Annotated in this window: 17 protein-coding genes; 15 read left to right on the top strand and 2 right to left on the bottom strand. The window is 50.1% G+C overall.

The window, feature by feature from the left end:
• Nucleotides 1–32: 32 nt before the first annotated feature.
• The 4 genes from ACWGXF_RS21730 to traN are packed head-to-tail and all read left to right on the top strand — an operon-like array spanning nucleotide 33 to nucleotide 5,593.
• The gene (locus ACWGXF_RS21730; RefSeq protein ID WP_052951091.1) at nucleotides 33–1,196 is read left to right on the top strand and encodes a TrbC family F-type conjugative pilus assembly protein; all 1,164 of its coding nucleotides are present in this window, start codon (nucleotides 33–35) and stop codon (nucleotides 1,194–1,196) included.
• Nucleotides 1,196–1,885 carry an EAL domain-containing protein gene (locus tag ACWGXF_RS21735; RefSeq protein ID WP_046461898.1) on the top strand — a complete coding sequence of 230 codons (690 nt, stop codon included), beginning with the start codon at nucleotides 1,196–1,198 and terminating at the stop codon, nucleotides 1,883–1,885. The genes ACWGXF_RS21730 and ACWGXF_RS21735 overlap by 1 nt, the downstream gene beginning before the upstream one ends.
• 31 nt (nucleotides 1,886–1,916) lie before the next feature.
• A complete protein-coding gene (locus ACWGXF_RS21740) occupies nucleotides 1,917–2,891 on the top strand; it encodes a TraU family protein (RefSeq protein WP_452102490.1) in 975 nt (324 codons plus the stop codon).
• Between the two features lie 8 nt (nucleotides 2,892–2,899).
• Nucleotides 2,900–5,593: a conjugal transfer mating pair stabilization protein TraN gene (traN, locus tag ACWGXF_RS21745; protein WP_452102488.1), complete on the top strand. Its 2,694-nt coding sequence runs from the start codon at nucleotides 2,900–2,902 to the stop codon at nucleotides 5,591–5,593.
• 47 nt (nucleotides 5,594–5,640) lie between these two features.
• Here the strand turns inward: traN and ACWGXF_RS21750 are convergent, their stop codons facing one another.
• On the bottom strand, nucleotides 5,641–6,489 hold the full coding sequence (locus ACWGXF_RS21750) for a hypothetical protein (RefSeq protein WP_046462833.1): 849 nt from the start codon (nucleotides 6,487–6,489) through the stop codon (nucleotides 5,641–5,643).
• Nucleotides 6,490–6,613: 124 nt separating this feature from the next.
• Nucleotides 6,614–7,363, bottom strand: a complete 750-nt coding sequence (locus tag ACWGXF_RS21755) for a hypothetical protein (RefSeq protein ID WP_131367692.1) — start codon at nucleotides 7,361–7,363, stop codon at nucleotides 6,614–6,616.
• Nucleotides 7,364–7,638: 275 nt separating this feature from the next.
• Between ACWGXF_RS21755 and ACWGXF_RS21760 the strand changes: the two genes are divergently transcribed.
• The 11 genes from ACWGXF_RS21760 (at nucleotide 7,639) to ACWGXF_RS21810 (ending at nucleotide 17,865) form a co-directional block, all read left to right on the top strand.
• Nucleotides 7,639–7,968: a hypothetical protein gene (locus tag ACWGXF_RS21760; protein ID WP_034367708.1), complete on the top strand. Its 330-nt coding sequence runs from the start codon at nucleotides 7,639–7,641 to the stop codon at nucleotides 7,966–7,968.
• 106 nt (nucleotides 7,969–8,074) lie between these two features.
• Entirely contained in the window at nucleotides 8,075–9,079 is a 1,005-nt protein-coding gene (locus ACWGXF_RS21765) for an AAA family ATPase (RefSeq protein ID WP_113707700.1), read from the top strand.
• 7 nt (nucleotides 9,080–9,086) lie between these two features.
• Nucleotides 9,087–9,617 carry a hypothetical protein gene (locus ACWGXF_RS21770; protein WP_046462832.1) on the top strand — a complete coding sequence of 177 codons (531 nt, stop codon included), beginning with the start codon at nucleotides 9,087–9,089 and terminating at the stop codon, nucleotides 9,615–9,617.
• Nucleotides 9,618–9,684: 67 nt separating this feature from the next.
• Nucleotides 9,685–10,317 carry a single-stranded DNA-binding protein gene (gene ssb / locus ACWGXF_RS21775; protein ID WP_080944591.1) on the top strand — a complete coding sequence of 211 codons (633 nt, stop codon included), beginning with the start codon at nucleotides 9,685–9,687 and terminating at the stop codon, nucleotides 10,315–10,317.
• Between the two features lie 82 nt (nucleotides 10,318–10,399).
• Nucleotides 10,400–11,431 carry a phage recombination protein Bet gene (gene bet, locus ACWGXF_RS21780; RefSeq protein WP_046462830.1) on the top strand — a complete coding sequence of 344 codons (1,032 nt, stop codon included), beginning with the start codon at nucleotides 10,400–10,402 and terminating at the stop codon, nucleotides 11,429–11,431.
• 74 nt (nucleotides 11,432–11,505) lie between these two features.
• Nucleotides 11,506–12,516 (top strand): YqaJ viral recombinase family nuclease, encoded by a 1,011-nt coding sequence (locus ACWGXF_RS21785; RefSeq protein WP_046462829.1) that lies wholly within the window; start codon nucleotides 11,506–11,508, stop codon nucleotides 12,514–12,516.
• A gap of 176 nt (nucleotides 12,517–12,692) precedes the next feature.
• The gene (locus ACWGXF_RS21790) at nucleotides 12,693–14,057 is read left to right on the top strand and encodes a DUF3150 domain-containing protein (RefSeq protein WP_131667227.1); all 1,365 of its coding nucleotides are present in this window, start codon (nucleotides 12,693–12,695) and stop codon (nucleotides 14,055–14,057) included.
• Between the two features lie 84 nt (nucleotides 14,058–14,141).
• Nucleotides 14,142–15,953, top strand: coding sequence for a VWA domain-containing protein (locus ACWGXF_RS21795; protein WP_046462828.1), 1,812 nt, complete (start codon nucleotides 14,142–14,144; stop codon nucleotides 15,951–15,953).
• A 123-nt stretch (nucleotides 15,954–16,076) separates the two neighbouring features.
• On the top strand, nucleotides 16,077–16,316 hold the full coding sequence (locus tag ACWGXF_RS21800) for a hypothetical protein (protein WP_034389842.1): 240 nt from the start codon (nucleotides 16,077–16,079) through the stop codon (nucleotides 16,314–16,316).
• 112 nt (nucleotides 16,317–16,428) lie between these two features.
• Nucleotides 16,429–16,779, top strand: coding sequence for a hypothetical protein (locus tag ACWGXF_RS21805; RefSeq protein ID WP_034389840.1), 351 nt, complete (start codon nucleotides 16,429–16,431; stop codon nucleotides 16,777–16,779).
• Between the two features lie 60 nt (nucleotides 16,780–16,839).
• Complete coding sequence (locus tag ACWGXF_RS21810; protein ID WP_452102489.1) at nucleotides 16,840–17,865, top strand: DUF4942 domain-containing protein; 1,026 nt, start codon at nucleotides 16,840–16,842, stop codon at nucleotides 17,863–17,865.
• Nucleotides 17,866–17,892 lie beyond the last annotated feature (27 nt).

The raw sequence follows: 17,892 nt of genomic DNA on the forward strand, positions 1-17,892 counted from the left end.
TTCTGTTGCTTATAGGAGCTACTTACCCATCCATGGCCTCCGACCTCAAAGCTGCGGATGTCGAGATGATGCAGAGAGGCAAGGACAAAGCGATAAGCGGTGCATCACTGCTGGATCTCAGCACCCTGCAGAACAAGCATATGAGTGCAGCAGACAGCGATGCTCGGCAGTTCTACGAGCAGCTGAAAGAACAGGGGCGCATACAGATGAGCACGCCAGGGCAAAGCAGTGCACCTGGCCAGCAGCCAAAGGACCAGACAGATAGCTATACCTCGCTTGTCTTCGCATCGTTCTCCCTAGGCGATGCGGCGATGAAGGAGCTGATGGATGATGTCGCTGGTCGTCGAGATACCGTCATCGTTCTGCGCGGTGTAGCTCCGGGCGAGAGCTTGGCCAAGGGAATCGCCAGAGTCCAGTCGATGGCTGCGAGCAGGAAGGTGATGCCTAGCATCATCATTAATCCTACGCTGTTTCAAGAATTCAACGTCAACGCAGTTCCAACTGTGGTGCTTTTAAATAAACCGGATATAAGCAAGAACTATAAAGTTAAATCAAAAGTTTCTGGTATTGGCTCTGTTGATTGGCTCAAGAGAAAGTTTTCCGAAAATAATAAAGTCGATCAAGGCAACTACGGGCCTACAAGAGATATATCCGAACCAGACATCATCGAAGTGGCTAAAGCTAGGCTCGCATCGATTGATTGGGATGAGAAAAAGAGAAATGCAATAAAGAATTTCTGGAAGAACCAGAAGTTCTTACCATTGCCAACGGCGAATGAGGATGTTAGAAGAACAATTGACCCGACTGTGATTGTTGCAAGGGACATTTCATCAGCAGATGGGAAAGTTATTGTAAGGTCTGGTACTTCGATTAATCCTTTGTCATTGCGTTCTTTCACCCAAGCGGTCATTGTCTTCAATCCGAATGATCCCTGGCAAAACCGATTTGTGAAGGTGAAGGCGAGAGAGCTATTGAAACAGAAGAACGTATCTTCAATTTCATACATAGCTACTGAGATAAATATTGAAGACGGATGGAAGTCATACAAAAACATCACTGAGTCACTTGGCGCGCCCATATTTCTCCTGACTCCTGATGTTAGAAACAGGTTTGATCTTCGTGTAACCCCCTCCGTAATAACAGCGACAGACAGAAATTTTGAAGTTGCAGAATTCAAGAAGGTGGAGACTCAATAATGATTACCTTCTTGCCGGTCTTTCAACCTATCAAGAATGTCTCAGACGGATCGAGCCTGTGTGCTGAGGTGCTTTCAAGATGGAAGACACCAGACGGAAGACTCCATGCGCCAGGGCAGCTCAATTTAAATCGAATTGACTGGCGGAAGATCGATAGGGGGGTAGTTAATTACCTGCTTTCACACAAGGCTGAAATTCTTAAAAAGATAGATCATATTTTTATCAATGTCTCTGCAAATACATTGTTTGATGACGTCCACTTCTATCAGTGGGTCGAATCAATTAAAGCATTGATTGAAGATGGGAGTCTAAAAGTCACGATTGAAATCACTGAGCAAGTTCCTGATGAGCTGCTTGAGCGTCGATGGAGTGATATGGCCATTAAATCTATAACGATGGCTATCGATGACTTTGGTGTTTGCAACTCAACATTCTCTCGATTGAAATCCTTCCCATGGCTGTATTGCAAAGTTGAGGTGGCAGGAATTGAATCACTGATATCGGACAAGGGGGCAAGTGTATTCATTGATGCTGGAATCAAACTGATTGCAGAGAAAGTTGAAACGCTTGACCAAGCGAGCTTTGCATTCAATAAAAAGATTTTCCTTCAGCAAGGCTATATCCACTATAAGCCCTTGCCGATTCAAGCCCTGAACTTAGAAGTCAAAGAAAGCGCATATGCATATTAAAAGAATAGTGGTCGCATTTTGGCTGTTGATGATGTCTAGCCTCAGCAATGCAGAGGTAGGTTGCTATAGTGCGGACTTGATAGGGCCAAAGCTGTTCACGGATATTTGTTGGTCATGCATATTTCCGATACGAGTTGCAGGTATTCCAATAAGTGGACCTGGTGGGAGCTTTCCTGAGGATTCCGTCACATCACCCCTGTGCGCTTGCGAAGACACAAATGGTATCCCCCGGCCAGGGATTACAACCTCGATGTGGGAGCCTGCGCGACTCGTAGAGTTCCAGCGTGTACCTGGTTGTTCATCGGTGTTGAATGGAATTAGATTCCCGTTTGATCGGTTGAATCAGGGAAATCATTCGAACAGCACACATGATGGCTCTGATGGGACATTCATGCATTACCATTTTTATGCATTCCCGTTATTAATCATGATGGACTTGTTCGTGAACCAGAAATGTAATCCTGATGGGTACATGGATCTGGACGTAATGTACATGTCCGAGCTAGATCCAACATGGAATAACGATGAGCTAGCATTTTTTACTAACCCAGAAGCGGCTGCAATAGCTAATCCTATAGCAGCTGCAGCTTGTTCAGCTGATGCGATTGCATCAACAGCAGGGAGGCCACTTAAGCAAATGTTTTGGTGTGCCGGGTCCTGGGGAGCGTTGTACCCTTTGAGTGGAAATCAGAATGGCGGAAGAGGGGTGATCCGTGAATCCAGCCTTCTAAAAACACGCGTTCTTGCAGCTCTGCATCGCCGTGGCTTGTCGTGGAAAACAATGGGCAGCGATGCCCTTTGTGGCGGCTATATATCTCCTACGCTTCCCAAAACTCAATACAAATTCAATCTGGTAGCTCCAATTCCTGAGGCAAATTCGTCCCATGTTGTTGGTGAATCGACGCTGACCTGGGGAATTGCCAAAACTATTCCTTCAATTGGCCAAGATCCGGTCTACATGGTCTGGCGTTGGAATGACTGCTGCAATACCAAAATAGTTCAGTGAGTCGAATAATGATATTTAAGAGATTGATTTCTGCGCTTCTTGTTATTGGTATGACGATTAGTCCGATATACCCATCAGCGCAAACAAAAAACACTAATGACAGCCTGGCTAATGCAGGCCGTGAAGCTCAAAGCTTTGGTAAGTCATTATCTGAAACTGTCAGAGGCAGGGATAGCTCTAACAATAATGGCACTTTGAACTTGAATGGTAGCAGTGTCAATATTAATGATCTCTATCCTTCGACAAGCAGCTCAAACGCTAGGCCGCAAAACTACTATTTTCCAGGTGGGGCAGCACCAAGCATCAACGACTTGGGAGGTGTGTATAACGATTCCAACAATATGGATAAAGTTGGCTCCACAACTGACAAGTCGCTATATAAAGACTCTCTGAGTGATAACCCGTCTATATCGGGTGCCGCTTATAAAATATTGCTTAATGCGTCTAATCGATCTCGGCCAGATTTTTCCAATGATCCGATGTTGAATCAAAGCAAGGATACATTCAACAATATTGATGAAATCACAAAGAGCTTTGGGGATTGCTCAAGTACGAGCGAGGTCATAAAGAAAAACAGCAAAAAGCATATCCCAGAATATGAGCGCTGCGAGCGGATTGTTAAGCCAGCAGGTGCATGCAAAATCACCCATACAATGGGTATTGAGCATCAAGTTGCCGATGTATTCGTAGCAGGTCTAGGCAGAACATGGCTTACTGTAGAGTTTGATCTAAAAAATGGTACTGGCCATACGCTTGATCCAACAGACGGGATTGCCTTTTCAATGAACATTCCAACAGTTAAGTTTGAGGATGTTTGCACTGGTGCGAATAACTACAAGACCGACTTAGTAGGATCGTGGGACTGGATTGAACACGGCCTTGGTGGAACTGTTGACTCAACTGTGCATTATCGAGTCTTGGAATTTCCAACATGCGACAACAACTTGATTGGTAAAGTTCAGATACAAGATACTTCAACTTCTAGTGATACAAAATTCGTTCTTGGCGGTAAATTTTCTCTTCGTTTGATTAAACAGAAGCCTGATGTCTGGGCATCGGATTCATGCATAGCTGATGCTCAGTCAATTGGACAGAATTTCTGTACTGGGAATATTAGCGTTGATGTTGGTCCGCCAAGCGATCAAGAGTGTGTAGATATTGGAGGTGTTCGTATATGCCCCGGAGATTCATTCTTTAATTCGTTGACTCCATCGCCTATAAAAGGTCTTCCAACGTTAACGCAGTCTGCTTCCGTTTCTGAAATTCAATGTAATTTCAATGTTGGTCAGATGGATTGCTGGACAGACCCGCAAGGTGTGCAGCATTGTCCTCATAACGATGGCGCAAATCAAAATTCATGCGGCAAGTATGAGAATAATAACAAATGCGGATTTGTTTCAACTTCGTGCCTCGATGGAGCCAAGGATGAGAACGGGAAATGCTATGTTTTTGAAGATACATATGATTGTGGCCATGATGTTGATGTAATCGACTATACAAAAAATACTCAATATTCATGCTCGGGGCCGATTAAATGCATGGGGTCTGAGTGTCTTGATATATCTTCTGAACAAAACGGTGATTTTGCGAAGGCTGCGGCTTTACTTAATGCAGCACAGTTTATTGCGCAAGATATGCAGTGCTCTGATTCTGCTGGAGAAGAGGGCGGTGATGGTAACGTGGATGAAGGCTGTAAGGTGTTCAGTGGTACGCCTGGTCAATGCAAAATTGCGGTTGGCGGAATTCAGAATTGTTGTGAGAAGCCTGAGAATATCTCGCTAGCTGATTACATCACTATGCTAATGGCCATGCCCAAGCTTGACTCGGCCATCATGAACTTGGAGTCTGGGAGTGTTGTGCGAGGCTCATATCAAGTCTTGCGTGATCCAGTGGTTTCAGGTTGGCAGGAAGTTACAAAGCCCTTTGCTTCGTTTGCAGAGAATATTGGTGGCTCGGTCGATGCTTTTACAGCGCCTATTAAAGAGGTTTATAACCAGATTATTGATTCAGTCAAAAGTACGATACAGGATGTCATAAAGAACTCAATTCAGAATGGCATGACATCGGCAGGAGCCGAAGCCGGTGTTGCCGCAGGCACTGCAAGTGAGTTGAGTCAGCAGGCTGCAACTGATGCAGCAAATATGATGGCGCAGGTTGGGAATATAGCCAGCACTGTTATGACTGTTTATACGGTCTATGTTGTATCAATGATGATGATTCAGCTAATCTGGGCTTGCGAAAAAGAAGAGTTTGAACTTAATGCGAAAAGATCGCTAAAGAGTTGTCATTATGTAGGGTCGTACTGCAAGACAAAAGTGCTAGGCGCTTGTATCGAGAAAAGAGAGTCATACTGCTGCTATAACTCACCATTATCACGAATAATGAATGAGCAAATACGTGGACAAATGAATCTGGGGTTCGGTACAGCAAAGGCACCTAGTTGCGATGGATTGAAGATCGAGGACATTGGAAAGGTTGATTGGGATCAGATCAACCTGGATGAATGGCTCGGTATTCTAGGGGAGACTGGGCACTATCCGACACCAGAGACTTTGACGATGGATAAGTTGACAGGTTCTGGGAATATTCTTAATGACGGAAATAGGGTTAACTCTGTTGAAAGAGCCAAGAATCGGTTAGAAGGGGTTAACGTAGATGAGAAGCGAAAAGAGGCAGAGCGGAAAATAAACTCCGGTCATTAAAAGCAAAAAGGCCTTGAGGTTATTCCTCAAGGCCTTTTTTATGGGATCTACTTCACAAAGTAGTAGGCGTTGCCTTTTGACAGTATCATAGGATACATGCTGTTCTTTTTCTTTGACCTATCAATGTATGTGTCGTTTGGACTGGAGTAGATAAATACCCAACTTGGAAGAGTTACGCTTGTATTTTGAACTACATCCAATGTGTTAATGCTGCTCGTCCTCGAAATCTCCATTTTCATTGCGTTGTAATAGAAACCGTGACTTGACGTGAACGCCCAAGACTCCTTCTCTCCATTCTTGACGAATTCGGGTGTTGAAGTTTTGCTGGGCTTGAAGATATTCAGATAGATCACACAAGCTTTTGCGGAGCCTTGGTCGATGGATTCGCAATTGAGGTTGCTGTCTTCAATGAAGAACGAAGTCCCTTTTTCGCTCTTTCTTGTCTTGCTAAATTTCAAATTCTGCTTATTCAGGCTCTCATTCAGAGACTGAGAAACAATGTCAATCATTTTCGATTGAGCTTCTTCTGCGCTAGCTGCTTGAGAAGCAGGCATCCAGGCGACGATGCTGCTGCGCGCGCCATGCGAGTTCGGCGCGATTGCGCTGGCAATTAAATTCAGCCCCAAGCCTTGGGCATTAGACAAGCCTGCCGTTGGATTCGCATATGCCACGGCTGCGGAAGCAGTGTTGAACATGCTGGACTCGGGCATCCCGGTATTGGAATTCTTGGGGGCGGACGCATCTTTTATGCCTGTTTCAAGCCCGCCTGCTCGCGCAATGTTGTATGCCAGCGAATGACCATCATCAAACGCGGCAGGTTTCTTCTCCATGGTCACACAGCCAGATAAGGCCGCAGTAAAAGCAAGCGCGGCCGCTGTTTGAATATTGAGTTTCATGTCAAATCCCCCTCTGTTAACAACTACCCATAATGGTAAGGTAGCTCAAGAAAATGCAAGCTTCTGAGCGCAAAAAAGCCCGCCGAAGCGGGCTAAAACACAGATTCGAGAACCAAGTTTACCGTTAGGCCGCGACGGCCTCCGAAGAGGTTTCGGCCTGTCCTTCAGCCATGGCCAAAGCAACATCATCGTTGGCATGTTGGCTTTCATCTTGGCTGGTGCTGGGCGGTGCTTCTGCGTCTACCAGTGCGTCTTTGCCCTGCTTGCTGGCCGACCTGCGCGCGCGTTGTTCGATGCCCTGGATTCGCCCAGCGAGCTTGAACATCATTTGCTGCCACTTGTAGGTTTCGTTGGAGCGCTCCATGCCCTTGATAACGGTGGCCCACCACAAGCTGTCGAAGTAAGACACGAGTTCATCCAACTGCATCACGAGGCCCAGGAAGAGGGCACTTTGGGGAGTGCTCAGCTCCACATTGAATTCGCGCGCGTGGGTGTACACAGGTTGCTGAGTGATTCCGGCCTCTTTGACCTTGGCCTTGTTGACGCTCAAGGCGTCTGCGATTGCCGCGCGGAACTGCTGCAATTGCACATTGATCATGTCATTAACTTCATCCACGAAGTCGCCCCGATCAAGGATACGCAAGATAACTTCAGTGGAGAAGAAGGCTTGAGTTGTACGAGCAAAGCTGCGGTCCATGACTCGCTGAGCCTGGACGCTCCTCAAGCTGACGGTCTGCTTGAAAACGGGGCGGGAAACAGGATCACGCTGTTGCTCGCGTGCAGGCGTGTCTGCCTTGGGCTTGGCCGCCTTCGGTTGCTCTTTTGCAGGGTTATCGGTTGCAGAGACTGCACCGCTATTCGCTTCTGTCGCCATGTGTCGTGCTCCTTGTGATAGACGCACTGACGATATGGCTTGACCTTCAAAAAGCTTTACTAGATACGTGCCCATATTGGGCCATCTGAGCAACATTGAGCCGGGGCTTTTGCGATAAGCTGAAACCTCTCTTTGTTGCAGCCTCGGCTTCAACTTGAGTGAGGTAGCTGGCCTCCATAAACAAACAGCTTCCTTAACGTGCCTCTCGGCACTTTCAACCCACCTGGGGCATGTCTCCCAGATGGGGGTATTGCCCCTCAAACCGGAGCAATACCATGACTGCTATCACCTTCCTCTTCGTTCTGCTCTTGATCATCGTAGCCCTCGGCTTCGCTCTCAAGCTTTTCGTTGAAGGTATGCGCGGCCTTACGGCTGAACTACTTAGCCAATTGTCGAAGGTTCAATCCTTTGATAAGACGGCTTTCCTGAACGCGACTTTTTCATCCGTGAAAACCTCTGTTCAATCCTGCATTCAACTGTCATCGCACGTTACGCGCGGTGCCGTTGAAATGGCTTTCCCCGAGCCAATTCCAGTAGAGCCTGCTTTTGATTGGAGTGTCTATGACACTCCAGCTTGGCAGCGCAAGGGCATCCTTGTGTACTGAACCGATTGCGCTGTCCTCGGATGGCGTTTCCCTGAAAGACGTTAATAGCCCTCGGGCACACCAGCCCGTGAGGGTGAAGTGTGCCCAATCGAAATTGGAGTCCACCATGTCTACACCCATCGCTCAAACAGCGAGCTTTCAAACCAGCACAATCTTTGGCATGCCAGAGATTGGCAATTCCGCGAAAACCATCGGTTTTGTGGATATGTCCAATGCTTACATTCCCTCCGTCATGGCGGGTTTTGTGCATCGTCGTGAGTTCCTGCGTGAGGTTTTGGCCTTTCTCAACTCTCCTGACGGGGATGCCCTGTTTGTTACTGGTCCTACTGGATCGGGGAAAACTTCAGGCATCCTGCAAATTCTTGGCACGCTCAACTGGCCTACACAACAAGTCACCGGCAACGGCAAGATGGAATTGTGTGACCTGGTTGGGCACCATGCCTTGGTCTCTGAAAAGCCTGGTGAAACCCCATCCATGAAATTCATGTATGGCCCACTGGCAATAGCAATGAGAGAAGGGCATGCCCTTCTAATCAACGAGGTGGATCTGATTGACCCTGCTGAGCTTGCTGGCCTGAACGATGTCCTTGAAGGGCGTCCTCTGGTCATTGGCATGAATGGCGGTGAAATCATCAAGGCTCACCGCATGTTTCGCGTGATTGTTACGGGCAACTCGCGTGGCGCTGGTGATGTGTCTGGGCAATATCAAGGTGTTCAGATGCAGAACCTCGCGGCCATGGATCGCTATCGATTTACTGTTGTCTCTTATCCAGAGAAGGCAGTTGAGGAAGCGATAGTTACCAAAGCATCACCGAAACTTCCAAAGCAAATTGTTGAGGGTATGGTTCGCCTGGCTGATGATGTGCGCAAGCTCTTCATGGGATCGGACGGACAAGGTGGCCAGCTGGCCATTACGTTCTCAACGCGCACGCTGGTTCGCTGGGCGAAGCTTTCAACGAAGTTCAAGGGTGCTCCTAACCCTCTGGGATATGCGCTCGATTTGGCACTGCTCAATCGCGCGACACCCGAGGATGCCACTGCGATAACTCGCTTGGCCAAGGACATTTTTGGGGAGCAGTGGAAAGACGATACCCCGGCCACCCAGCCTTGAGATCGCCATGTCTCAAATCTTCCCTGGTCCAAAGATCAGTTGGAGCATGAAGGTGTTTACCACAGCCTCTGAGGACAAGTTCATCGAGGTTGTGAGAAGCGCTCTCAAGAATGCAGCTCTGAAAATGGGCTGCGAGTCACCGATTGGAGATGAACAGAATGTTGGCGTGCTCTTACGCGCTGGCGATTTGACTCTTTCCCTTTCGGGCAATTCCCTAACGGGCAACTCGTTCAATTTCGTCTACCGAGACGGAGCTGGTGAGTTGCTTCCGAATGGGGATCACGCGCCCTTGTTGGCCTTGTTCTTCCTTCAGAGCGAGATCAACAAAACAGGCCTTGCAACGGATCTGATCTCCCTGAGTGACGATTCCGGCACATCCTATGCGTTCCACGTATTGGATGACTTGAAGCCACTCATGTTGGAGTGGGACATACCATGGGATGTTGTGAGATTGGATGCTGTGGCTCTTGGGCTTGCAGTGCCAATCTTCAACTTCATGGATCTGTCCTGTGACGATACTGAGGACGCTTTTTTCTAACCAAACCCAATGGGGGCTTCAACCCCCTGGCGGGGATGGCCTCTGCTTCACCAATTCGGAGGCCATCATGGCATCAGTCAACAAGGTAATCATCGTCGGCAACCTGGGCAAAGATCCAGTTTGCCGCAACGGCAACAATGGCAGCGGCCAGCTTTTTGCGAACTTCTCCGTTGCCACGACAGAACACTGGACCGACCAGGCCTCGCAAGAGGCTAGGGAGCGCACAGAATGGCACTCGATTGTGCTGCGTGGCCGACTCGCTGAAATAGCGCGCGACTACCTGCACAAAGGCTCACAGGTTTATTTGGAAGGCACACTGCGCACGCGCAAGTGGGTCGATCAAGAAAACGGAGTTGAGCGCTTTATCACTGAGATTCACTGCGACAGCATGCAAATGCTGGGCAGCCCGAATCAAAGTTCCGGGGGTGCTCCAGCTCAGCAGAACCACGCACACCAACGTGCAGCGGCTCCAGCTCGTGCGCCTTCTCATGCAAGCAATGGTTATGCCCAACAGTCGCAATCTTCGTCTCGTCCCTCAGCTCGTGCTCCGGCACCAGCTCAAGGCCGTGGACAGGGATCGCAAGCTGGTGGGTCCACCAGAGCTGCCAATTCCCAACCCATTCGCGGACAAGGCGGTGGGGGAGGAAGAACTGACGACGACATTCCGTTCGCTCGTCTTCACTACATGGCCGGTGGTTAAACACTAGGTCCATTTCTGTAACCCAACGGGGCGCTTGTATTCCCGGTGGGGGACATAGCGCCCAAATTGAATCGAGGTCACTATGTCCCAAGAGCAAAGCTCGCAAAATGAATCAACACTGATGGGCCGCTTCGGCGCGCGTTTTGGGGTTGATCCACACAAGCTCTTCGATACCTTGAAGGCTGTTGCCTTCAGACAAAGAGAAGGGCATGCGCAGCCTACCAATGAGCAAATGATGGCTCTGATGATCGTGGCTGAGCAGTACGGTTTGAATCCCTTCTTGAAGGAGATTTACGCCTACCCAGACAAAAACAATGGGATCGTTCCTGTTGTTGGCGTCGATGGCTGGAGCAACATTGTCAACGCGCACCCTCAGTACGACGGCTTTGAAGTGGTTTATTCCGAATCAAAGGTTGAAGTAACGGGAGTGAATTTTCCAGTTCACGAGTGGATCGAAGTGGTCATACACCGTAAGGATAGGACCGTTCCCTCCCGTGTCCGTGAATTCATGGATGAGTGCTATCGCCCTCCAACTCAAAGGAATGGGGCGCATGGTGCCTATCAAATCAATGGCCCATGGCAAACGCACGCTAGACGGATGCTGCGCCATAAGGCTTTCATTCAGTGCGGGCGTCTGGCTCTTGGCTTTACTGGAATCTTTGACCAGGATGAGGCAGAACGCATCATCGATGCTGATTCGAATGTGGTTGGAGCCTCCGTCAAGGTGGTGAAAACACAGGATGATCGACGTACTGCCAGCTCAGCTGAGGATGTGGCCAGCACGCAAGGGAATGCTCCCCTGCAGTTGACGCATGAGCAGCTGGAGCCATTGCTACAGCAACTGCTGAATCGCACACTGCCGAATCAAACATGGAATGTCGCTCGTCAGTACGTCGAGCAACGCTTTACAGGTGAAAACCTTGAAAGAGCGAGGACCTTCCTGAATGACAAGCAGATGGAGCACATGCCTAAGCCAGAGCACGACTATGAAGCGATGCAGCAACGCAGAGCCAGTGGTCAGGCGGAACGCTCAGAACGTGTGATGCCACCACTTGACGATCTTGTCCTGCCTCCAGGCGGGCTTGATTCTCAAGCTGAATCCAGCTTCTTCTAAGGTGCTGGTTTTATCAACCCCGTGGGGAGAAATCCTCCGGGGTTTCTCTATTCCTTCAACAGAATGGAGTTCATGTGAAATTCATTGACTTGATTCAAGGCTCTGAAGAGTGGCTTGCTTGGCGTAAAGGCGGCGTTACAGCAACCGATGCGGCAGTGCTGGTCGATCAGTCTCCCTACAAGACCGAATGGCGCTTGTGGGCAGAGAAAACAGGGTATGCGGTCGAGCGAGATTTGAGCAGTAATCCGTTCGTGAGGCATGGCCTTGCAATGGAGCCTGCTGCCCGAGCTGCTGCAGAGATCTATTTCGATGATCTCTTGCTGCCCATGTGTGCCCAGGCTTCGCACAACCCCTTGCTGAGGGCGTCTTTGGACGGACTCAACAAGGACAGTGAACCTGTGGAAATGAAGTGCCCATCAGAGGCTACCTGGATCGAGGTCACAACGTTGCGTCAGAACAGTAAGGCTTTCAAGTTTTACTACCCTCAGGTGCAGCATCAGATCCTTGTTACAGGGGCCAAGAGAGGGTGGCTGGTTTTCTATTTTGATGGCCAAGTTGAAGTGTTCTGCATCCCTCGGGACCAGGCACTGATCTCTCAGATAGAGGGCGTTGCCCCAATCTTCTGGGATAAGGTCGTTAAGAGACGAGAGCCGCAAAAGGACCCAGCGCGCGACCTCTACATCCCCCAGGGTGAAGAGATGGCCAACTGGTTGTATCAAGCCGAGGAGTTCCGCTTGCTGCAGGGACAGATCTCGGAATTGGAAGAACGCCTAGAGGTGATGAAGGAGCGCCAGTCGGCCTCACGCGCTGCGATGCAGGGCATGATGGGCGATTACATGCACGCAGACTATTGCGGTGTCATGGTGACGCGCTATGTGCAGGTAGGGAAAATTGACTACGAGAAGCTGCTAGCCGACAAGTCTGCAGGCGTGACTCAACAGGAGATTGACTCTTACCGGCGAAAGTCAACCGAGCGATGCCGGGTTACTTTGACAAACGATATGGCACCACGCCTGATCGTTGACAAAGGGGTCACAGATCCCGTCAAGGACCTATCATTGGACGTTGAATCCTTTTACATTTAGGGAAGTCTTTTTGGCAGGGGATTCGCGCAAGCGAGTCCCCTTCTGAAAAGCAGATTTTGTTCCCTCTGGGAGCGAAAGTGTGAAGTAGCTGGCTTCCTAAAACAAACAGCTTTTTATCAACCCTTGGGGTGTGTCACACCCTTGGGGGAGTGGTGCACCTCTTTTCGGAGAGCACCATGACACAAACCAATTCCACCAAGATCAACCATCTGACTCAGCTGTGTGTTGTACATGCAGACTTTGACATTTGGAGCGGGCAGGTTCGCCTGACCGCTGACGATCTGAAGCTTGGAGCAGGGGGAGAGATCCCACCAGAAAAAATTGCCCAACTGGGTACTAAGAAGATCTGCGATCCCGCACAGCTGAAAGGCTTTCATCGGGTCAAAGCAGAGACTCGACGCACATTGCTGCGCATCGGCATGAAGTTCATGGACGGCGTAGCAATTCCATTGACCAAGATGGATGAGGTGTGCAAGAAAATGGGCGAAGTGCAAACTGAGTTCGATGCACTGCGCACCACTTTCATCGCAAACTACAACGCTGCGATAGATAGCTGGTGCAAGGAAAATCCTCAATATGAGACGGCAATCCGCTCAGGCGCGCTTCCACAATCCGTTGTGGAAAAGCGCCTCGGGTTCGATTTCCAGATCTTCAAGATCGCGCCTACTGATGATGCAGAGCTGAGCACTCGCCTTGAAGAAAAAGTTCATGGCCTGGGCGATGACCTCATCAACGAACTGATAGAGGAAGCAGATAAGTTCTATGAAGACCGCTTGCTGGGCCGTGACAAATGCGGCATTGGCACCAAGCAGACTTTGCAGAACCTGCGAGACAAGCTCGATGGGCTGTCGTTCCTTAACTCAAAAATCAAACCGCTTGTCGATCTTCTCAATGAAACGTTGAATGGGTACAAAACGTATGCTGTTGGCCGCGATGTCACAGGTCCGTTTTTCCATCAGCTGACCGCCACAATGCTCATCCTGAGCAGCAAGGCGCGAATTGAGCAATATCTCAACGGAGCGATTTCAGTCAAGGCAGAAGCGGCGACTCTGGAGGCCTCAGCCTCCCAGAATCAAAGCTACGCCTCCGACTCTTCAACTGCCGAGATGCAACCGCAATCTGCAGAGGGTGATCTGTTCACATCCGTGGACAGCGCACCAGCACCGGCACAAGCGTCCAGCAATCCAGCTGATGCGTTTATTGCCGACCTCGACCGCTTCTTTGGCACGCACGCACGCACAGAGACATCGATTCAGCCCCAGGCTGCAGAGGTGGTTCATCGTGTCGATGTAGAAGTGCTTGAAGCGCCTGCAGGTACTGTGTCAGAAGCCAGCGAGCCTGCACAAGGCTCGGTGGTTATCGACGTTGAAGCCACTTTTGTCCCTACTGATTCTGTTACGCAAGCACAGACTGAGGGCCAGCAGGCAGTTGTAGTGGGAGTTGAGGAGGAGCAAGCAGAAGTTGAAGCTGGAAACAGCAACAACGATGCCTCTTTCCAGCTTGCCACCATTGGTGATGACGACGAAGACGGCTTTTTCTAAGCAGTCCTAAGCGCATCATTTTTAACCCAAGGGGAATCCTAGCCCCTTGGGGCTGGGTTCCCCATACCTCTTGAGGGAAGACCCATGGCCAAACAGAACCGAAATACTATCTATACCGCATTGCCCATCGTGGCAACTGCTTATGGAGACAAGTTTGGTGTGAAAGTCCGTATAGGCCAAGACGTGGCCTATACGGATGGGAAAACGATTGTTATCCCGAACGTTCCTCACGATTATCCATACATGGATGTTGTGTGGGGCTACATGGCGCATGAAGCCGCGCATGTGCGGTTCACTGATTTCAGTGCACCGCGACGCGCAGGTCTGCATGCCGAACTGACCAACGCTTTCGAAGATTGCCGCATCGAGCGGGCGATGATGGACTTGTACCCAGGTACTGCCACGACGCTCAACGAGGTTGCGAACTACATGGCAAGGGTCGGTCACTACTCCCATCTTAGAGATGATGAGCATCCAGCTCAGATCCTGGTGGGTTACTGCCTCTATTGGCTGCAAGCGAGGGCCGTAGGTCAACCTGTGATGGCGTCTTATCTGGCAACTGCGCAGCCCGTTCTGGAGCGCACATTCCCACAAGGCGTTATCACTCGATTAAGCACCATTCTCCGCAAGGTGGTGGATGCTGAATCGACTTCCGATATCTGCTACCTGGCAGATCAGGTCATTTCCATGATCGAGGAAGAGAAGGAAAAGGAAGAAGAGCAGCAACAGCAGGATCAGCAGAATCAGGATCAAAACCAACAGCCTCAGAATGTTCCGAACGAACAATCCTCCGGCGAAGGCGATGACTCCGATGAAGCTGATGGCCAGCAAGACTCGACACAAGAAGACTCCCAACAGGGGAAAGGCCCAGGCCAATCCAATGAGGGTGATGATTCAGGTGAAGGTCAAGGTCAAGGTCAACGATCCATGGCTGGTGCCGATCAGGGAGCTGAAAACGATTCTGGTATTGCCTCGCGCACTGCAAAGGAAAAGTTGGATGCACTTACGCAAGCTCTCTCAGCTGGCGCTGGGGATGTGGATGGGGATCGCGCACGCAATTCTCTGAAGCAGGAGCTGTCACAAGTGGCACGGGAAGAGGGAATCCCCTCCTACCAGACCATTCGCAAGGGAACTGATGCATCAGATGACAAGGCCAAAGGCCTTGAGCTGATGAACCGGGTCCGGCCTGCAACATCGAAAATTCGCAATCAACTGTTCGGCCTGGTGCAAGCCAGTCTGCGTTGTGCGAAGCAATCGACCCGCAGTGGCAAACGCCTGGATATCAATCGACTGCATCGCGTAGTCGCGGGTGATACACGAGTGTTTGCAAAACCGCAGGAAAAGCGAAAGCCGAATACAGCGGTCCACATACTTGGCGATAAAAGCGGGTCCATGACCCGTCCTACCAGGTCCGACAGCTCGCGTTCGCTGGCCGATGTCACAGATGAAGCATGCATTGCATTGGCGCTCGCGCTCGATGCGATTGCCCATGTGAATCCTGCAGTGACCTTTTTCTCAAACTCTTCGGAGTCTCCTGTTGTCTGTGCTGTGAAGCATGGGCAATCAGTTCAGGCCAATACAGGCAGGTTTCCAGTGAAACCCTCTGGTGGCACGCCGATGGCTGAAGCCATTTGGTATGCGGCCTACGAACTGAGCAAAACACGCGAAGACCGCAAGATGTTGATCGTCCTTACGGATGGCGAGCCGAACAGCTCTCAAGCCACAAAGGAAGTGATCGACCTCTGCGAACGTAGCGGAATCGATGTCATTGGTATCGGCATTCAAACGAACGCACCGGCAACTTTGTTCTCAAGGAGCATTTGCATTGATGCGGTCGAAGACTTGCAGAAAACACTCTTCAAGCTCATGGAAAAGTCGCTGACTACCGTGGACTGAAGGTGGCCAACCTTATGTGCTCGAAAGAGTGCATTTCAGCCGCTGGGGAAACCCAGCAATTTCAACCCTAGCGGGGTCGCACCCCCGGTAGGGGGGCGCTCCGCAAAATTTCGGAGTTCCCACATGCAAAACGTCATCACTATCGCTCTAGACAACAACGCTCAAGCTATTGCTGAAGCAGATTGGGGTTGCGAGCTGGCTAGTGCTTTTGAAGTCAAGGAGTCGTACTGCGTTTCTCTGCTTCAAAAGGGTGAGAGCGATCTCACTTTCCACTACACCATGGCCACGGATCTGAAAGCAGCTCGTGCTGAAGCTCTCGACGCCTACCCAGGCGCAGAACTCATCGCGGGAACTGTTTACTGAATCGCAGCCATGTGACTGACCTCACGCCCTGAAGGGTGTGGGGTTTTGTCTTCCATCAACCCAGCCGGGGCACACCCGGTAGGGCGCTGCTCCAGCACGTTTTGGAGCAGCCATGAGCACTTTCGTCATTTACTCGGCCAACGAGAACGCTCTTACCGGAGCGGGCTACTGGAACGATAAAGATGGATGGTCAGTCCACGGGAATGCCACCGTGTACGTCAAAAAGAAGCTTGATATGCGCCTCCCTCATTCTGTGGGCGGGGACGCACGTTGGCTCAAGGAAGAGGGCAAGAAGCTCCTGCAGCCCATCAGTCAGACCCTTACCAAGGGCTTGGCCAAGGTGCGCAGGAAGCATGTGCTGACGGCTCAAACCCGAAGCATTCAAGTTAAGCCCATTGCTGCAACACCTGGATCTCAGGTGGCTGCATTTCAACAGCTGCAGATGGACCTCATCGTCAGCTAATCACCCATTGGGGCAGCTCGCCCCAGATGGGGCGACTGTCTCTCAATCAAGAGGCAGATCATGGATTTTCAGTACTACCCAACAGGCGCATACACAACGGCTTTGCTGTGGCATCAATTCCAACGGCCCATCGTCCATGTGTGTGATCCCAGTGCAGGTAAGGGTGCGTTGTTTCGACACGCTGAGAACGGGTTCGAGGAACTGCCGGAAGGCACTGAAGTTCCTTGGTTCGATCCAAGCCTGGAAGAGCGCTTTGATCGTCGTCGTTGGTCCTATGACCAGCGCGACAAATACAAATCTTCGTCCCGAAAGAAATCGGCTGTCGAAATCGATATCAAGCACCATGCGAGCTTGCGCGAGCTGGGTGTAACGGTTCTAGGACATGACTTCTTAGAAGTTCAGTCTCTGGCCTCCGTCACACAAGTGATCATGAACCCACCCTTTAACCAGGGTGCGGAACATGTTCTTCATGCTTGGGATTTGGTTTACGACGCTGAGATCAGTGCGTGCATCAATGCTCAGACCATCAAGAATCCATACACGCGCGAGCGTAAACGCTTGGTGGAGCTGATCGAGAAGCATGGCAGTGTGTCATTCCATCAAGATCAATTCGTTGATGATGTGGAACGTAAAACCGATGTTGAGGTGGCTATTGTCTATTTGAATAAAGTCCCGGAAGCATTTGCTGATGTGGACAATATTCTGAAGAGGCTAAAAGTGGGAGATAACTTGAGTCGTCATGAATTTGACCCTCATATCTGCAAAACTCTCGCTCTTCCAGCTAACTTCATCGAGAACACCTACTATCACTTTAGCGCGGCTATCGAAGCAGCGCGACAATCATCTGAGTTTGAAGCCATCTTCGAGCACGCATCAGATAAATTGGGAGTGACGCTAGACGAAATGCAGTCAAAGGGGGTAGGGTCTGACTTCAGACCTGATCCGATTGATATTCGAAAAAAAGCTATGGAGCTATTTTCGAAGAGGTATGAAGATCTCAAGCGGAAAGCTTGGGCGCAGATTATCAGATCAACACGGCTTTGTTGCACAAACCAGCCCCATTGCACTGGTAACCTCGGCGCATGAATGAACCCCAAGGGCCTAAGACCCGCT

It is taken from the genome of Comamonas sp. HJ-2 (genome assembly GCF_053615495.1).

Bases quoted from the DNA above. Each gene is read 5' to 3' on its own strand.
- ACWGXF_RS21730 (WP_052951091.1), top strand. From the start codon at position 33: ATGGCCTCCGACCTCAAAGCTGCGGATGTCGAGATGATGCAGAGAGGC.
- ACWGXF_RS21735 (WP_046461898.1), top strand. From the start codon at position 1,196: ATGATTACCTTCTTGCCGGTCTTTCAACCTATCAAGAATGTCTCAGAC.
- ACWGXF_RS21740 (WP_452102490.1), top strand. From the start codon at position 1,917: ATGTCTAGCCTCAGCAATGCAGAGGTAGGTTGCTATAGTGCGGACTTG.
- traN (WP_452102488.1), top strand. From the start codon at position 2,900: ATGATATTTAAGAGATTGATTTCTGCGCTTCTTGTTATTGGTATGACG.
- ACWGXF_RS21750 (WP_046462833.1), bottom strand. From the start codon at position 6,489: ATGAAACTCAATATTCAAACAGCGGCCGCGCTTGCTTTTACTGCGGCC.
- ACWGXF_RS21755 (WP_131367692.1), bottom strand. From the start codon at position 7,363: ATGGCGACAGAAGCGAATAGCGGTGCAGTCTCTGCAACCGATAACCCT.
- ACWGXF_RS21760 (WP_034367708.1), top strand. From the start codon at position 7,639: ATGACTGCTATCACCTTCCTCTTCGTTCTGCTCTTGATCATCGTAGCC.
- ACWGXF_RS21765 (WP_113707700.1), top strand. From the start codon at position 8,075: ATGTCTACACCCATCGCTCAAACAGCGAGCTTTCAAACCAGCACAATC.
- ACWGXF_RS21770 (WP_046462832.1), top strand. From the start codon at position 9,087: ATGTCTCAAATCTTCCCTGGTCCAAAGATCAGTTGGAGCATGAAGGTG.
- ssb (WP_080944591.1), top strand. From the start codon at position 9,685: ATGGCATCAGTCAACAAGGTAATCATCGTCGGCAACCTGGGCAAAGAT.
- bet (WP_046462830.1), top strand. From the start codon at position 10,400: ATGTCCCAAGAGCAAAGCTCGCAAAATGAATCAACACTGATGGGCCGC.
- ACWGXF_RS21790 (WP_131667227.1), top strand. From the start codon at position 12,693: ATGACACAAACCAATTCCACCAAGATCAACCATCTGACTCAGCTGTGT.
- ACWGXF_RS21795 (WP_046462828.1), top strand. From the start codon at position 14,142: ATGGCCAAACAGAACCGAAATACTATCTATACCGCATTGCCCATCGTG.
- ACWGXF_RS21800 (WP_034389842.1), top strand. From the start codon at position 16,077: ATGCAAAACGTCATCACTATCGCTCTAGACAACAACGCTCAAGCTATT.
- ACWGXF_RS21805 (WP_034389840.1), top strand. From the start codon at position 16,429: ATGAGCACTTTCGTCATTTACTCGGCCAACGAGAACGCTCTTACCGGA.
- ACWGXF_RS21810 (WP_452102489.1), top strand. From the start codon at position 16,840: ATGGATTTTCAGTACTACCCAACAGGCGCATACACAACGGCTTTGCTG.